The 16848-nt window shown below is 58.9% G+C and carries 14 protein-coding genes; 4 read left to right on the top strand and 10 right to left on the bottom strand.

All coding sequences use genetic code 11. The features are described from left to right. Positions 1-6: 6 nt before the first annotated feature. Positions 7-369 (bottom strand): YibL family ribosome-associated protein, encoded by a 363-nt coding sequence (locus tag ITX55_RS22320; RefSeq protein ID WP_021504152.1) that lies wholly within the window; start codon positions 367-369, stop codon positions 7-9. A gap of 73 nt (positions 370-442) precedes the next feature. Next, positions 443-1909 (bottom strand): PLP-dependent aminotransferase family protein, encoded by a 1467-nt coding sequence (locus tag ITX55_RS22315; protein WP_033652304.1) that lies wholly within the window; start codon positions 1907-1909, stop codon positions 443-445. 148 nt (positions 1910-2057) lie between these two features. On the opposite strand from ITX55_RS22315, the gene ITX55_RS22310 reads away from it, so the two are divergent. After that, positions 2058-2666 (top strand): LysE family translocator, encoded by a 609-nt coding sequence (locus ITX55_RS22310; RefSeq protein ID WP_033652305.1) that lies wholly within the window; start codon positions 2058-2060, stop codon positions 2664-2666. Here ITX55_RS22310 and ITX55_RS22305 read toward each other — a convergent pair. The 6 genes from ITX55_RS22305 to glyQ form a co-directional block, all read right to left on the bottom strand. Beyond that, positions 2663-3214, bottom strand: coding sequence for an MltR family transcriptional regulator (locus ITX55_RS22305; RefSeq protein ID WP_016929575.1), 552 nt, complete (start codon positions 3212-3214; stop codon positions 2663-2665). The two genes, ITX55_RS22310 and ITX55_RS22305, sit on opposite strands and share 4 nt — an antisense overlap. Before the next feature lie 94 nt (positions 3215-3308). Next, positions 3309-4454 (bottom strand): mannitol-1-phosphate 5-dehydrogenase, encoded by a 1146-nt coding sequence (locus tag ITX55_RS22300; protein WP_033652306.1) that lies wholly within the window; start codon positions 4452-4454, stop codon positions 3309-3311. Positions 4455-4512: 58 nt separating this feature from the next. Beyond that, entirely contained in the window at positions 4513-6432 is a 1920-nt protein-coding gene (locus tag ITX55_RS22295; protein WP_197756153.1) for a PTS mannitol transporter subunit IICBA, read from the bottom strand. A gap of 538 nt (positions 6433-6970) precedes the next feature. Next, positions 6971-7690, bottom strand: a complete 720-nt coding sequence (locus ITX55_RS22290) for a DUF3053 domain-containing protein (RefSeq protein WP_025304780.1) — start codon at positions 7688-7690, stop codon at positions 6971-6973. Between the two features lie 307 nt (positions 7691-7997). Further along, a complete protein-coding gene (gene glyS, locus ITX55_RS22285; protein ID WP_197756152.1) occupies positions 7998-10067 on the bottom strand; it encodes a glycine--tRNA ligase subunit beta in 2070 nt (689 codons plus the stop codon). 9 nt (positions 10068-10076) lie between these two features. Continuing rightward, positions 10077-10991, bottom strand: a complete 915-nt coding sequence (gene glyQ, locus ITX55_RS22280; protein ID WP_197756151.1) for a glycine--tRNA ligase subunit alpha — start codon at positions 10989-10991, stop codon at positions 10077-10079. A gap of 475 nt (positions 10992-11466) precedes the next feature. Between glyQ and ITX55_RS22275 the strand changes: the two genes are divergently transcribed. Continuing rightward, positions 11467-12141 (top strand): acyl-homoserine-lactone synthase, encoded by a 675-nt coding sequence (locus tag ITX55_RS22275; protein ID WP_042783396.1) that lies wholly within the window; start codon positions 11467-11469, stop codon positions 12139-12141. Here ITX55_RS22275 and ITX55_RS22270 read toward each other — a convergent pair. Further along, positions 12088-12834, bottom strand: a complete 747-nt coding sequence (locus tag ITX55_RS22270; RefSeq protein ID WP_033645125.1) for a LuxR family transcriptional regulator — start codon at positions 12832-12834, stop codon at positions 12088-12090. The two genes, ITX55_RS22275 and ITX55_RS22270, sit on opposite strands and share 54 nt — an antisense overlap. Before the next feature lie 592 nt (positions 12835-13426). After that, on the bottom strand, positions 13427-15415 hold the full coding sequence (locus ITX55_RS22265) for an autotransporter outer membrane beta-barrel domain-containing protein (RefSeq protein WP_089192383.1): 1989 nt from the start codon (positions 15413-15415) through the stop codon (positions 13427-13429). Positions 15416-15612: 197 nt separating this feature from the next. Between ITX55_RS22265 and ITX55_RS22260 the strand changes: the two genes are divergently transcribed. Together ITX55_RS22260 and ITX55_RS22255 are read left to right on the top strand one after the other, a co-directional pair. Continuing rightward, the gene (locus ITX55_RS22260; RefSeq protein ID WP_042783395.1) at positions 15613-16179 is read left to right on the top strand and encodes a DNA-3-methyladenine glycosylase I; all 567 of its coding nucleotides are present in this window, start codon (positions 15613-15615) and stop codon (positions 16177-16179) included. Continuing rightward, positions 16176-16628: an N-acetyltransferase gene (locus ITX55_RS22255; protein WP_033645128.1), complete on the top strand. Its 453-nt coding sequence runs from the start codon at positions 16176-16178 to the stop codon at positions 16626-16628. The genes ITX55_RS22260 and ITX55_RS22255 overlap by 4 nt, the downstream gene beginning before the upstream one ends. Positions 16629-16848: the final 220 nt, after the last annotated feature.

Here is a 16848-nt window from a genome sequence, read left to right as displayed (position 1 = left end):
CGGGGGTCAGAACGCTTTCTTGGCGTAGCCGGTGACCGCTTTCAGGCCCATCTCGCGGCCCAGCGCGGTCATCGGGTGCACGACGATCAGCCCGCGCGCGCTTTTCTTCAGCGCGCCCATATCGGCCTGCTCTTTCTTGGTGATCTCGCGGCTGAACGGCAGCTGGCTCAGCTTCTGCGCTTCGGCGCTCAGCTTCTCGCCGCGCACGTTTTTCAGGCGCTCGATCTCCGTCGCCAGTTTCTCTTTCTCTTTGGTGTGCTGCGCGATCAACTCAGGGTTGCCCTGTTGGATCACGGTGGCGTCTTTGTGGTTCAAGGCGTCCAGCAGGTCGCTCAGGCGCTTGATCTCTGCCTTTTCTTTCTCTTTCATGGTCTCTGGCCCGTTGTGCCCAAAATGGCACGCTAATCAATGATACCGGCATTGTAGCAAAAGGCGCGCGCCGTTACCCGTCCTGCGCAATGCCGGGCGGCAGGCCGCTCATCTCGCAGGCCCTGGCGCCGAGCCGAGCCAGCGCCTGGGTGTAGCGCGCGTTGAACGGGTAGCAGCAGGAGAGCCGCAGCGCGTTGCGGTAGCGCCCGCTCGGGGAATACAGGGTGCCCGGCGTCAAACAGATCTGCTCCTCCAGCAGCTGATGGAACAGCGCCACGCTGTCCACGCCGGGAGGGAATTCGACCCAGAACACGAAGCCGCCCGCCGGCTGCGTGGCCAGCGTGCCGCGCGGGAAATGCCGGGCGATCAGCGCCCTCGCCTCGTCGACCTGCGCCGCATAGCGCTTGCGCAGGTTGCGCAAATGGTGATCGTAGCCGCCGCTCTCCAGGAAGGTCGCCAGCGTTTCCGACAGCAGCTGCGACTCGGACATCGACGACACCGCCTTCAGCTTGCGCAACGCCTCGTGAAAACGGCCGCCGCAGATCCAGCCGACGCGAAAATCCGGCGCCAGCGTTTTGGTGAAGCTGGAGCAAAACAGCACCCAGCCGTCGCGATCGAACGCCTTCACCGCTGGCGACAGCGCGCCGCCGAACTGGATCTCGGCATACAGCCCATCTTCAATCAACGGCACCTGATGATCGTTCATCAGCCGCGCCAGCCGCTTTTTCGCCGCCAGCGGCATGGTGCAACCCAGCGGGTTTTGCACCGTCGGCATGGCGATCACCGCATTCAGCCGCTTCTCGTTCAGCAGCAGCTCCAGCGCGTCCAGCGACAGCCCCAGCTGGGGATCGGTAGGGATTTCCAGCGCTTTCAGCCCCAGGCTGGCCAGCAGCGGCAGCAGATAAAAGTAGGTCGGTGACTCCAGCCCGACGCAGTCGCCCGGTTTGGTGGTGACGCGCAGCGCCAGCTGCAGCGCCTCCATGCAGCCGTGGGTCAACACCACGTCGCCCGGCTCCAACAGCATGCCGAGCGTCATTGAGCGGCGGGCGATCTGCTGACGCAGCCGCAGGCTGCCGGGCGGCAACGGATATTGTCCGATCAGACCCGGCTGGCGGCGCAGTTGGGAAGACAGCATGCGCCCCAGTTTGCCGCCGGGATAGAAATCGCTGGTCTGCGGGCAGGCCAGCGCAATGTTGGTGAAGGCCGGGTTCTGCTGGGCGGCGAACACCGTATCGATCAACGCCAGCACGTCGTCCGCCGGCGGCTCGATGCGGCCGCTGGGCGCCGAGGCCATCTTCAGCGCCGGCAGCGTGCTGCGGACATAAAACCCCGACTGCGGCCGCGCTTCGATCAGCCCGCGATCCTCCAGCGTGCGGTAAGCCGATACCACGGTATTGATGCTGACGCGATGGGTTTGCGCACAGCGCCGCACCGAAGGCAAGCGGTCGCCGGGCTGCAGCGTGCCGCGGCGAATGGCTTCGGCCAGCGTATCCGCCAGCTGCAGGTAACGGGTATCCGGGGTTTCATCGAGCAAGGTCACAGTTTCTCTCCAGGCAATGGGTACAGTTTACATTTCATACAACTGTAACCATGACAATATCCGATTTGTGATTCTGTCACCATCCCATCGCAGCGATTATGCTGATCCTCTCGTTATTACCGTCATTTTCACGTTCAAGGAACCTGCCATGCTGGACTCCGCCTTTGTCAGCTACGTCACCGTCATGTCGATCACCCCCGGCCCCAACAACCTGCTGCTGGCCTCGTCGGGCGTTAACTTCGGCCTGCGCCGCACCCTGCCGATGCTGTTCGGCATCTGCGTCGGTTGTGCGGTACAGCTGGCGATCATTATCCCGCTGCTGGCGCTGGCGCTGAGCTGGGCCGGCGTCATCCGCCTGCCGCTGGCGGTGATCGGCTGCGCCTATCTGCTGTGGTTGTCATGGAAGCTGTTTCAGGCGGCCTCGCCGGACGCCAAAGAACAGGCGCAGCCGATGAGCCTGCTCAGCGGCGCGCTGTTTCAGGCGGTCAACCCCAAGGCCTGGCTGATGGTGATCAACGTGGCGATCCTGTTCACCCCGCGCGAAGGCGCCACTTTCGTCCATACGCTGTCTATCATCGCCGGTTTCGCGCTGCTGAACTTGCCGTGCGTGCTGCTGTGGGCGGTGTTGGGCGACCGGTTGCGCAACGCGCTGCGGGTCACCTGGAAACTGCGCGCCTTCAACGGCGTGATGTCCGGGCTGATGGCCGCCACCGCACTGTGGTTGCTGTTCGACGAATGGCGCGCGGCCTTCGCTTAGCCGCGGCCGAGAGGAGAAAGTCGGGAAGGTTGTTTGGCGCCGATGCCGGCGATCAGGTCGGTAATGGACAGCACCATGGTGGAGCGCACCATCTGCTGATAGCGCTGGCGCTGCATGGCGATCAGCGCTTCATCCGCCTCGCCCGGCTGCAGGAAGGTCGGCACCGGCGGCAGCGCGGCCACGCAGTGCAGCTCGCCGAACGGCCCGAGGATTTCGTCGTCGACGAAGCGGTATTCCGAACCGTCGTGGTTCAGCTCTTCGCGCATCGCCATCAGCAGCTCGGCATCTTCATATTCGTGGCGGGAAATCACCCCCAGCCCGTACATCAGCTTCAGGCGCACCGACAGCTCCCCCAGCGGGCCGCTGCCGGACAATAGCGGTTCGACGGCGTATTTCACCGCGTAGTCGTCCTTGCGGAATACCTGCACCACCAGCACGTTGAGCGCTTCCGCCAGCAGCTCTACCGCCGCGATCAGGAAGCTGCGCACCGTTTTGCCCGCGTTCAGCTTTTCCAGAACCTGGTTTTCAAATGCCTGTGCTTCTTCCATCGTCGCTTTTCGAAAGGCGTGGGGAGGGCCGTCGATGCCGAACTCGGGTTCCAGGAGCGCAGCAAGCTGCGCTCGGGTGTTCATCATCACGATTCTACTTGTGCATGGCGTTATACACAGCAACGGCCTCTTCTACAACCTCGCTTTCCGCCGGCAGGCCGGAAATTTGCGCCAGCGCGGCTTTCGGCCCGAGCGTGTTCAGCAGTTCCGCCAGTTCCTGCGCCTGCGGATCCTGTTCGCTGCGGTAGCTCATGGCGGCGGCGATGCCCTGGATCAGGTTGGCATGCGGCAGGCCGTATTCCAGCGTGCCCAGCAGCGGTTTGATCAGGCGATCGCCGGCGCTCAGTTTACGCAGCGGCTGGCGCCCTACGCGCTCGACGTCGTCGTGCAGATACGGATTTTCAAAGCGGCCGAGGATTTTGTTGATGTAGGCAGCATGCTTGTCGGCGTCGAAGCCGTAACGCTTGATCAGCACCGCGCCGCTCTCTTCCATCGCCCCTTTCACCACGCGGCGGATCGCCGGGTCGAGAATGGCGTCGCGAATGGTTTGCAGCCCGGCCCGTTGGCCGAGGTAGGCGGTGATGGCGTGGCCGGTGTTGAGGGTGAACAGCTTGCGCTCGACGAACGCCATCAGGTTGTCGGTCAGTTCCATGCCGGCGATCGCCGGAGGCTGGCCTTTAAACTGCGTCTGATCGACGATCCATTCGCTGAAGGTTTCCACCGTCACTTCCAGCGGATCGCTGCTGTCCGCCGGCGGCACGATGCGGTCGACCGCCGAATCGACGAAGCCGACGTGCTGTTCAACCCATGCCTGCTCGTCCTGCGGCAGCGCGGCGAACACGTGCTGCTTCAGCTGGCTGGTGCCGCGCACCATGTTCTCGCAGGCGATGATGTTCAGCGGCTGCACATTGCCCTGCTGATGGCGCAGCACCAGCCCTTTGGCGATCGTGCCGGCGATTTTGGCGAGAATTTGCGGACCAACGGCGGTGGTCACCAGATCCGCCTCGGCGATCAGCGCCGCCGCGGCCTCGCTGCCGCTGTTGACGGCGCTGACGTTGTTGACGCGCTCCACGCGCTCTTGCTCGCCCACCACGTGCACCGAGTAGCTTTTTCGGCTGTTCAGCAGATCCAGCACCGTTTGATTGACGTCGGCGAAGGTCACCTCAACCCCCGCGTCCGCCAGCAGCTTGCCGATAAAACCACGGCCGATATTCCCTGCGCCAAAATGTAATGCTTTCATAACTCTACCTTCTTAATGTCGAAGGGTGCAGCAAGCTGCACCCTTTAAAATGATTCCGTTATCCGGCTTTTTTGCCGCCGAGCAGGTCCAGCACTTCCTGAACGCTGGTGGTATTCGCCAGCCGCTCGATCACGCTCTCGTCATCCAGCGCGTTGGTCAGGCTGGTGATCACCTGAATATGCTCGTTGTTGCGCGCGGCGATGCCGATCACCAGACGGGCCACTTCATCCTCTTCATCGCCGAAGCGCACGCCCTGTGGGTACTGACAGAACACCACGCCGGTGCGCAGCACCCGGTCCTTGGCCTCGATGGTGCCGTGCGGCACGGCGATCGATTCGCCCAGGTAGGTGGAGGTGAGCTTTTCGCGCTCCAGCATCGCCGGCACGTATTCCGCCTCGACGTAGCCGCCCTTCACCAGCTGCTCGCCGGCGAAGCGGATCGCCTGCTCTTTGTCGCTGGCCTGCAGGTTGAGGAACACGTTGCTCTCGCTCAGCTTGAACAGGTTCGGTTCCCCGGCTTCAAAGCTGTCGTCCAGCGCGCCCAGCACCTTCTGCTGGTTGTCGGTGGTTTTGTTGACCGCCACCAAACGCTCGACCAGATCGCTGTACAGCTTGCTGTCGAGGAAGTTGGTCAGCGAGATGTGCTGGGCCTGCGGCGCGTGGCGCATCGCGCGCTCGGTCAGATCGCGGTGGGTGATCACCAGATCCACGTCGTCCGGCAGGCTGTTGATGGCGCTGTTGGTCACCGAGATGTTCTTCAGCCCGGCGTCGGCCACTTTCTTGCGCAGCACCCCGGCGCCCATGGCGCTGGAACCCATGCCCGCATCGCAGGCGACGATGATTTTGCGCACGGTGCTCAGATCGCCGTCGACCGATGCCGGCGCCGCCGCGCCGCCTTTGGACTGCGATTTCATCTCTTGCATGCGACGGGTCGCGGCTTCCAGATCGTCATCCTCTTTCACCTTGGAGGTTTTCAGCAGGAAAGCGGACACCACGAAGGAGACGGCAAAGGCTGCGAACACCGCCGCAATGTTGGCGAAATAGGCGCCTTTCGGGGTCATCGCCAGCACCGCCAGAATCGACCCAGGGGAAGCCGGAGACACCAGGCCACCGTTCAGCATCGTCAGGGTAAAGACGCCGGTCATGCCGCCCAGGATCACCGCCAGCAGCAGACGTGGGTTCATCAGCACGTACGGGAAGTAGATTTCGTGGATGCCGCCCAGGAAGTGAATGATCGCCGCACCGCCGGCGGATTGCTTGGCGCTGCCGCGGCCAAAGAACATGTAGGCCATCAGCACGCCCATGCCCGGACCTGGGTTGGCTTCTATCAGGAAGAACACCGATTTGCCGGCTTCCGTGGCCTGCTGAATACCCAGCGGCGAGAAGATGCCGTGGTTGATGGCGTTGTTCAGGAACAGGATTTTCGCCGGTTCAACGAAGATGGACGCCAATGGCAGCAGGTTGTTCGTCACCATCACGTGCACGCCCGCGGCCAACAGTTTGGAGAGCACCTCCACCAGCGGCCCGATGCCCAGGAAGGCCAGGATCGCCAGCAGCATGCCGATGATGCCGGCGGAGAAGTTGTTCACCAGCATTTCAAAGCCGCTTTTGATCTTGCCGTCCACCCAGCGGTCGAAATGCTTGATGGCCCAGCCGCCCAGCGGGCCGGCGATCATCGCGCCGAGGAACATCGGCATGTCGGCGCCGACGATGACGCCCATGGTGGTGATGGCGCCGACCACGCCGCCGCGATCGCCACCCACCAGCCGCCCGCCGGTGTAGCCGATCAGCAGCGGCAGCAGGTAGGTGATCATCGGGCCGACCAGCTTGGCTAAGGTTTCATTCGGCAGCCAGCCGGTTGGAATGAATAGCGCGGTGATAATCCCCCAGGCGATAAAGGCGCCGATGTTGGGCATCACCATGTTGCTCAGGAAGCGGCCAAAGTTTTGCACTTTAACCTTGATGTCTGGTGAAAACATAAAACACACCCCTATTGTTACGCGCTGACAATAGAGCGCGTGATTATTGTTGTGACGATCCAGCCGTGTTGCCGCTGTATGCGAAACGGACTCTATCACGCTGTTTTTGTCACGCGAACTTCACGGATTTTTTGTGATACAAATCACACACAACACCCCAACAAACCCTCATTTATAGTGATTTAGATCACACTTATGACGTGTAAAAAAAGCACAGTGAGAACAAAGTCGCCACAAAACCCCCAATAAGGTGACTATGATCACATTTTTAAATTGGCGTTTTGTTTTTAATTGTGACATTAGTCACAATTTATTTTTAGCTGCAGCGCCGATCGCAACGCTCTGTTTGATCTTCCCTGTGAGCACTCATCCCGCCGGGAACTAGCGAAGTGATGAATGAAAGAAAACTACATTGCCTAATGAATGGATTAATTGAAGTGTAGTACAGAAGCCTGCGCAATAAGCCAGCAAGCGATTGGAAACGCTGAGGGGAAATAAAACAGGCCGGCAATGCCGGCCTGTCCCATGCGTGGGCGCGTTATTGCGTCACGCTTTGAATGGTTTTCTGCGCATTCATCAGGTTCTGCTGTTTGGCCACCAGATTCGACATCATGGTGTTGTATTGCGCCACCTGCTGCGCAGTGCGGAACTGCACGCCGTTGTTGTTGAAGCTGACCTGATTGCCCTGGCTCTGCAAGAAGTCGCCGACCTGCACCAGATCCTGCACAAAGCTGGCGGTAGTCGGGATCGCCGGCATCAAGGCGTTGGCCGGTGCGGTGACGATCTTGTCATAGGCCTGGTTGTACACCGCCTTCAGATCGTCAGGCTGCTTCAGCGCCGCGTGGGCAGTATCCGCCTGCGATTTGGCCGACTGGATCTGCTGGCCCAACAGGTTCAACGCCCCGACCGATTGCTGCAGCGCGTCGCGTTTGTTCAGGTAGTCCTGCGCGGTGCGGATCTGGTTAATCTGATCCAGCGCCGGGGTCAGGCTGGCGCCGACCGACTTGGACAACTGCTGCGAAAAGCCGACCAAAATCGCGTAATCGCCGGCATAGTTGCCGAACTTCTGCTTCTGATCTTCGCTCAGCGTGGGGATATTCGCCCCGCTGCGCATCACGGTATTCTGTAAGTAATCGATAAATGCTTTGCGCTGTTCCGGCTCTTTATCGCCGCAGGCGGTCAATTGCATGACCACCAACAATGCCAATACCGGTGCCAACCAACGCGCGAAACCTCTGCTCTGGATCCCTACCGCCATGTGACATAACTCCTGTTATAAACCTGCTTTTTCATTGGACTCCGCCCCTTTTTGCGCACTCCGTGCGCCTATAAGAATAGATCAACTGGCGGCGTTCCGATACGCGATTCCGCTTGCGGTGAACATCGGCTCGGCCGGAGGCGGTTGAACATCGTGCGCAAAACGCACTGAGGTTCATTGCCGTCGGCGACCGGACGCTTCAATTTCCCCAAGTCGCCCCCCAAGTCGCCAGGCGACCTTGCCTTCGCACCCAGGAAACGGAAATAAAAAAGGCGCCCGCAGGCGCCTTTTCACAGCAAAGAATCGCTTACTGCAGCACGGAGATATCCGCCACCTGCAGGAACAGCTCGCGCAGTTTGCTCAGCAGCGTCAGACGGTTAACGCGCACTTCCGCATCGTCCGCCATCACCATCACGTTGTCGAAGAACGCATCCACCGGCTCACGCAGCGCGGCCAGTTCCACCAGCGCTTCCTGGTAGTTGCCCGCCGCGAAGTACGGCTGCAGCTTGTCGCGCAGCACCACCAGGTGAGTCGCCAGCTGGATCTCCGCCGCATCCTTCAGCACCGAGGCGCGCACGCTGTCGTTCAGCGTTTCGGTAGACTTGGCCAGAATGTTGGAGACGCGTTTGTTGGCCGCAGCCAATGCCGCCGCCTCGTCCAGCGTGCGGAAATGGGATACCGCCTTGACGCGCGCGTCGAAGTCGGCCGGTTTGGTCGGACGGCGCGCCAGCACCGCCTGAATGGTATCGACCGCGTGGCCTTCTTCCTGATACCAGGCGCGGAAACGACCCAGCATGAATTCCACCACGTCGTCGACCACCTTGGCATTGGTCAACTTGCTGCCGTACAGGCGCACGGCCTCTTCGGTCAGAGTCTGCAGATCCAGCGGCAGGTTTTTCTCGACGATGATGCGCAACACGCCCAGCGCGGCGCGGCGCAGCGCGAACGGGTCTTTATCGCCCTTCGGATGCTGCCCGATGCCGAAGATGCCGGCCAGGGTGTCCATCTTGTCGGCGATCGCCAGCGAGCAGGCCACCAGCGACTGCGGCAGCGCATCACCGGCGTAGCGCGGCTGATACTGCTCGTTCAGGGCAACGGCGACATCTTCCGCCTCACCGTCGTGGCGCGCATAGTGCATGCCCATCACGCCCTGGGTGTCGGTGAATTCGAACACCATGTTGGTCATCAGGTCGCACTTCGACAACAGGCCAGCACGGGTGGCGTGGTTGACGTCGGCGCCAATCTGGCCGGCAACCCAGCCCGCCAGCGCCTGGATGCGATCGGTTTTGTCGCGCAGGGTGCCCAGCTGCTGTTGGAACAGCACGGTTTCCAGGCGCGGCAGGTTGTCTTCCAGACGTTTTTTGCGGTCGGTGTTGAAGAAGAACTCGGCGTCGGCCAAACGCGGACGCACCACCTTCTCGTTGCCGGAGATGATCTGCTGCGGGTCTTTCGACTCGATGTTGGCCACGAAGATAAAGTTAGGCAGCAGTTTGCCCGCGGCGTCGTACACCGGGAAATACTTCTGGTCGCCCTTCATGGTGTACACCAGCGCTTCCGCCGGCACCGCCAGGAATTTCTCTTCGAATTTGGCGGTCAGCACCACCGGCCATTCCACCAGCGAGGCCACTTCTTCCAGCAGGCTGTCGCTCAGATCGGCCTTGCCGCCGATCTTCTGCGCCGCCAGTTCGGCGTCGCGTTTGATAAGGGCTTTGCGCGCTTCGTAGTCAGCGACCACTTTGCCGCGCTCCAGCAGGATCTGCGGATATTGGTCGGCATTGTCGAGGGTGAACTCGGCTTCGCCCATGAAGCGGTGGCCGCGCACGGTGCGCGCGGATTCGATGCCCAGCACGGTGCCCGAGATCAGATCGGCGCCCAGCAGCATCGTGACGGTGTGCACCGGACGCACGAACTGCACGTCGGAATCGCCCCAGCGCATCAGTTTCGGGATCGGCAGCTTGCCGAGCGCGGTGCTGACCATGCCGGCCAGCAGTTGTTGCGCCGACTGGCCTTTGACATGGGCGCGGTACATCAACCACTCGCCCTTGTCGGTCACCAGGCGCTCCGCCTGATCGACGGTGATGCCGCAGCCGCGCGCCCAGCCTTCGGCCGCTTTGCTCGGTTTGCCTTCGGCGTCGAACGCCTGAGCGATCGCCGGGCCGCGTTTTTCAATTTCGCGATCGGCCTGCGCCGCGCTCAGGTTGGCCACTTTCAGCGCCAGGCGGCGCGGTGCGGCGAACCAGCTCACGTCACCGTGTTCCAGGCCGGCGTTGTCCAGCTCGGCGGTGAAGTTGGCGGCGAAAGATTCCGCCAGGGAACGAAGAGCCTTCGGCGGCAGCTCTTCCGTGCCGATTTCCACCAGGAAAGTCTGTTGAGTCATGGCTGCCTCTTAGTTCTCGTTCTTGTTGCACATCGGGAAGCCCAGCGCTTCGCGGGAAGCGTAGTAGGCTTCGGCAACGGCTTTGGTCAGCGTGCGGATGCGCAGAATGTAGCGTTGACGCTCGGTCACCGAAATCGCCTTGCGCGCGTCCAGCAGGTTGAAGGTATGGCCCGCCTTCAGGATGCGTTCGTAGGCCGGCAGCGGCAGCGGTTTTTCCAACGCCAGCAGCGATTGGGCTTCTTTCTCATACTGCTCGAAGCAGGAGAACAGGAAGTCGACGTCGGCGTATTCGAAGTTGTAGGTGGACTGCTCCACTTCGTTCTGATGGAACACGTCGCCGTAGGTGGTGACGCCCAGCGGGCCGTTGCTCCACACCAGATCGTACACGCTGTCCACGCCCTGGATGTACATCGCCAGACGCTCCAGGCCATAGGTGATCTCGCCGGTCACCGGCTTGCACTCCAGGCCGCCGACCTGCTGGAAGTAGGTGAACTGCGTCACTTCCATGCCGTTCAGCCACACTTCCCAACCCAGGCCCCAGGCGCCGAGCGTCGGGTTTTCCCAGTTGTCTTCCACGAAGCGGATGTCGTGGATAGTCGGATCCAGACCCAGCTCTTTCAGCGAGCCCAGGTAGAGTTCCTGAATGTTGTCCGGCGATGGCTTAATCACCACCTGGAACTGATAGTAGTGCTGCAGACGGTTCGGGTTTTCGCCGTAGCGGCCGTCGGTCGGGCGACGGGATGGCTGCACATAAGCGGCGGCCATCGGCTCCGGCCCCAGTGCGCGCAGGCACGTCATCGGGTGTGAGGTTCCCGCGCCGACTTCCATGTCCAATGGTTGAACGATGGTGCAGCCCTGGCGCGCCCAATAATCCTGCAGTGTCAGGATCAGGCCCTGGAAGGTCTTGGTATCAAACTTTTGCATGTTGAATTCGCACGCGATACAAGTGGATTTATATGGAATGCGCCAGTATACCCTTTGACCGTAAGATATACAGCCAGAATCCGGCAACAAGTGCGAATCGGGGCGAGAAGCGCTGGATTTTCACCCGTCGGCCAAGAAAAACGTCGGCGGCATCGGCGCCGCAGAGGGCGAGGTCACCGCACCGCTTTCGCAGGCTCGGGTATCGGCTGGCTTTAGAGAAACGCCGATTCATCTCCCGCATGCTTCCACTACCGGCAGCTTGAGGCTTCTTCGACAAACAACAGGCGTGTTGAACAATATTCAAATAAGTGAATGGAATGAAAAAAAACATAACTCAGTGTTATATATTTACTTTATTCTCACCGACGCGGCATCGACTGAAATTTACTTGCCATAGTGACTCTGGTAGTATAACAAGAACAAATAACAGCCGCAGCTAAAAAGCCATTTAAGTCGCTTAGGAAAAAGATTGAAAATGATAGAGCTCTTTGACGTAGACTATAATTTGCTGCCAGATAACAGATCGAAAGAACTATTCTCTTTAAGAAAAAAAACGTTTAAAGACCGTTTAGACTGGCTCGTTAATTGCGAAAATAACATGGAGTTTGACGAATACGACAACCGTCACGCCACCTATATTTTCGGCACCTACCAAGATCACGTCATTTGCAGCTTGCGATTTATCGAAACAAAATACCCAAACATGATCAGCGATGGCGTATTCGACAATTACTTTAACGATATAAAACTCCCCGAAGGGAATTACGTTGAAGCCAGCAGATTATTTATAGACAAGGCGCGCATTCAAGCACTTCAACTCCATCAAGCGCCAATTAGCACCATGCTTTTCCTGTCGATGATAAACTATGCAAGAAGCTGCGGCTACGAAGGCATATACGCCATTATCAGTCACCCGATGCGCATTATTTTCCAACGCTCGGGCTGGCATATCTCGGTGGTAAAAACCGGATGCTCCGAAAAGAATAAAAATATTTATCTGATCTATCTGCCGATAGACGATGCCAACCGGAACAGATTGCTGGCGCGCATCAACCAACACGCCACAAAGTGGGATAACCCGTTGGATTCCTGGCCATTATCCTTCCGAGTCAGCGAGAAGCGGCCGGATGAGCTGCAGCTCCACACCTAACCTGATGGCATGTTTGGCATTGGTGACGCCAAGCTTTTTGACGGCGTTGCCGATGTGATATTTTACGGTGGTGAGTTTTATTCCCAGGATAAGGGCAATTTCTTGATAGGATTTACCTAAGCTCGCCCAGTAGATGATCTCATTTTCACGCTTGGAGAAAAACTCCCGCTGGTTCATTTTTTCAAAGTCAGCAGGCGTGCTCATTTCCTGGTAGAGCGCCGTCATTTTTCCGTGCATGGTAATCAGCAGCATTTGAATTTCGGCCTTATTATTGTCAATCTGCTGTTCAACATCCGCATCACAATGCTTATCCAACATAATGGATAACACCACCAGATTATGATGATGATCGTGCAAGACGAAAGTATACCCATTAATAATATTGTAGTTCTTGGCCATATCAAAAATCTTTGGCAATTTTAATCCTGCGCCAATTTCCAAATCTTTATCCCAGGTAAACGGGGTGATTCTATGCGATGCGGTAATCAAAACGGGATCAATAAACTGATAGTTGTTTTTGATATAAAACTCGAACCACTCCGTTCTATTGGAAATGATTGAAAAGCTAGTCGGATTTCTTTTATTCATTATAGCATAGGCATATTTTATATTATTGTATTTGCTCAGCCCGCGTTCCAACTCTTCTTTTATAGAGGCATTAATGGTTTCATTATTGAAAAAAAAGTTAGACACTCACCAATCCTCTTCAAGAAATAACATCACTATAAAACTGAGAAGAGTATAACCCGGTTGCGCCGCCAAGTAAATTAAACCGACAGGCATAATAGGAAGCGTTAATAATCAACAGGCGTTTTAAAGAGTCAATTAAAATAATTTCGGAGGGGAAATTAATTTAATCGAGAAATAAGCGCGTCGCTGAAGAAGGGGCGGCAGAGGGCATTATCCGGCAAAGAAACACAAAGAAAACAAAATCATAACAACTCGGCATCATGACATGCATCTGACAAAAGCGTTCTGTCGCGTTGAAGATGAGAGGGGGCCAGACAGGCAGGCGAAAACGCCCCGCATCCGATGATGAAGGGAAAAAGCCATTGACAGTGAAGATTTGGATATACAATAATAACCAAAATTTTCCCTGGTGTTGGCCAAGTGGCTACCTGATCCTTTATAGGATCAGTTTTTTTTTGTAGCGCTGTATTTTATCGTTGTGCAATAACGATAAGAACTTTCAGCGATAAATGATAGTTGTACTAAAGTACAGTCTCATCCGCCCACATCGCCTCGCCATCTCGCCGTCACAGGCTCCATCCTCTCCCGAGAGTTCTCAGAAGCGCGCGCTGACGCCGACGTTATACATAAACTGCTCGCCGCTGCTCAGGCCGCCGGTTTGCGAGACGGTGGCGAAGGCCGACACTCTGTCCGTCAACGGCATGTTGGCCCCCAGCGTGACATCCACCCAGTTTTTGTCCTGACCCGCACTGTCGCGAGTAAATGAGGTTTGCGTCGATTTCAGGCCGCCGCCGGCGCGGTAGACGTCATCGCCGAACTGATGCTGATAACTCACTTCCGCATAGGGGTTAAACACGCCGAATTGCGTATCCAACCGCCAGCCCAACGCGCCGATCTGCGAATGATAGGTTTGATCGTTGAAGCGCATGGCGGTGCTGTCATCACCGTCTTCGCTATAGCCGGACACATGGCTGTAATCCCAGGCGAACTGCGCCACCGGCCCGGTGGTGAGGTAAGCAGCGATAGGGAAGTCATAGCCGGCGGTCACGCGCGCGCCCCACTGCTTGCCGGAGGTCGAACCGGTTTCGGTGCGCGTCAGCGGCCCCAACCGCATGCTGCGACGGATGTCGTCATAATCCATCGTCGCATAGTGCAGATCGGCATTGACCCATCCCTGCTCGAATATGGCTAGCGAACTGAAGGCCGACAGCAGCACCCCACGCGCCTTGTAGTCATAGCGGCTGGAAGGATGCTGATCGTCGTTGGAACCGGCGATCAACGCACCGATCAACCAGCTGTCGGTCAGTTGATAGTCCACGCCGACGGTCAGGTTGTGGGTGGTGGCGTTGCCATCCCCCGCCGCCCGGTTATCGGCATAGTCATAGTGTTGGCCTGCGTAGCCGCCGAACACGCCCAGCGAGCCCTGCGGATTGTCGCCGTTGCGCAGCTGCTGGAAACGGCTGTCGAGCGTGGCGCGGCTGTCACGCGCCATCGCCGCCGTCGCCTGATTCAGCGCCACCACCTGCGCCGGGCCATCCAACACCGCCTGGATATAATCCGCAATCAGCAGGTGCGCCTGCGGGCTGGGGTGGAAATGGTCGGAGAACAGATAGGACTGGCCGGCGTCGAAGCCGGGCATGTCGGAACGGCAAACCGCCGAGGAAACGCCCGCCGGACAAGCCATGCCGGCCGTGTTGGCGAAGCCGAACTGCGCCGGATTGGCGATCGCTTCGGCGAACAGCTTGTTCACGTCCACCCGCACGATATTGCCGCCCCCCTGCGCCAGCAAACGGTCTTCGCTTTGATTATAGAAATCGGTCAGCTGAGCGGCCTGCGCGCTCAGGCTGTCATATGCAGCCACAAGCTGGGCGGCGATCGCCTGCTGCACCTGAGGGATCGCGCTGCCCTGCTTCGCCGCGGCGGTCAACGCCGCGTGGATCGCCTGCGTGCGCGAAGCGTTGTCCGGGGTTGCCACCGAATTGAGCGTGGCATAGGCCGCCTGAATCGCCGCCCCCTGTACCGGCGGCAGCGCCTGCTGAATGATCAGTTCCATCAGCTGCGGCGTGGAGCCGATGTTCGGCACCGTCGGCACGATCACCGTGCCGGCGCCAGCGTTCAGCAGCGAATGCACCTGCGCGGCGGCGGCCGCGGCGCTGTTATAGGCCACGCCGGGCGCGGTAGCGGCGTTCAGCGCCGCCGCCGCCAAATCGTTACCGCCGATCCAGTGAATATACAAACCGTCGCCATCGGCCTGGCCGTTAACCCGATTCAGGTAGCGCTGCACCTGATCCTGAGTGTTGTCGACCGGGTTCAGGCCCGGCACCGCCACGGCGCCGCCGGCGGCGTAGTTTTCACCGCCGTTGTCCGAGGCCACCAGCGCCGCGCCGATGCGTTGCGCCAACGCTTCGTCGTACAGCAGGTGCTGACTGCCGTCATAGGTGAACCGGCCGTTGTTGCCGGTATCACTCAGGCTGTCGCCAAAGACGTAGAGTTGGTCATACGCCTGAACCGGAAGGGTCACACTGCAAAGTAACGCCACTGCAAGCGCCGCAGGGCGGGGCATGCATGTTATTTTTAGAGGCATGAATCGACTCCTGAGAGCCTGCAAATGAAGGCAATGTCGTTTTTATCGTTGGCCGGTTTTCCACCGGCCATGTAGTAACTATTGTCGGCTTTTTCGTCACGTCAAGCGGGGCTGCGGACAAAACAATCAGAGGCTTGCCAAGTTCGCCGCTTCGAGCGATGATTACTGTTCATAAATACAGCATAAGGACATTCAGGATGGCAGACGAACGTTGCGGTTGGGTGACGGCCGATCCGTTGTATCTCGAGTATCACGACAAGGAATGGGGCACGCCCACCACCGACGCGCGCGAGCTGTTTGAAATGCTGTGTCTGGAGGGACAACAGGCCGGTCTTTCCTGGATCACCGTGCTGAAAAAGCGCGAGAACTACCGCCGCGCCTTCCATGATTTCGATCCGCAGCGGGTCGCCGCCATGACCGAACAAGACGTGGAAAGGCTGCTGCAAGACAGCGGCATCATCCGTCACCGCGGCAAGATAGAAGCCATCATCACCAACGCCAAAGCCTATCTGGCGATGGAGGCGGCCGGCGAGAATTTCGTCACCTTCATATGGGACTTCGTCGGCGGCCGGCCCCAGCTCAACCGCTGGCAGGCGCTGAACCAGGTTCCGGCCAAAACCGAGCAGTCAGACGCCATGTCCAAGGCGTTGAAAAAGCGCGGCTTCAAGTTTATCGGCTCCACCATCTGTTACGCCTTCATGCAGGCCAGCGGGCTGGTGAACGATCATCTCACGGGGTGCATGTGCTACCCAAAGCCACGGTGATCCGCCCCTGTGGCCCGGCGGATATTGACCGGCTGATGGCGCTCTGGCTGCCCAGCACCATCGCCGCCCATCCGTTCGTGGCGGAAAAATACTGGCGTGAAAGCGCCGCACTGGTGCGGGAAAATTACCTGCCGCGCGCGCAGAGCTGGGCCTGCTGGCATGAAAACGAGATCGTCGGCTTTATCAGCGTGCTGGACGAACAGTTCATCGGCGCGCTGTTTGTCGATCGGGCGTATCACGGCCGCGGCGTAGCCCGGGCGCTGATGACGCACGTGCAGCAGCGCTACCGCCGGCTCAGCCTGGAGGTTTATCAGCAAAACCTGCGCGCCTGCGCGTTTTACCACAAGCACGGTTTTCAGGTGACGCAGCGCCTGTTTAACGACGAAACCCAGGCCTATACGCTGATCATGAACTGGCCGGCAATCGAGAATTCAACCGGTTACGGTTAAAAAAGGCGCATTCGCGCCCTGGCGGCGCGCAATTAGGAATCCGCTGCATGGCGCCGCCCGGCGTTTTGTCGCATAACTCCCCCAGCACTTACCCGCGCTCATCATTTGTCACGTTTTTCTCCGGAACTGCCGGCGAGCCAACGCGTCATAGTAGCGCGGTGATGCGGGCCCCACCTGCGTCGCCTACTTTTTTGCGCCCCCGTGTTGGGCCGGCGCGTAC

Origin of the sequence: Serratia sp. EWG9, assembly GCF_019913725.1 — a bacterium.
Lineage (GTDB): Bacteria > Pseudomonadota > Gammaproteobacteria > Enterobacterales > Enterobacteriaceae > Serratia > Serratia ureilytica.
Note: the sequence above shows the minus strand (reverse complement) of the source record. Positions and strands in the feature narration are given on the sequence as shown.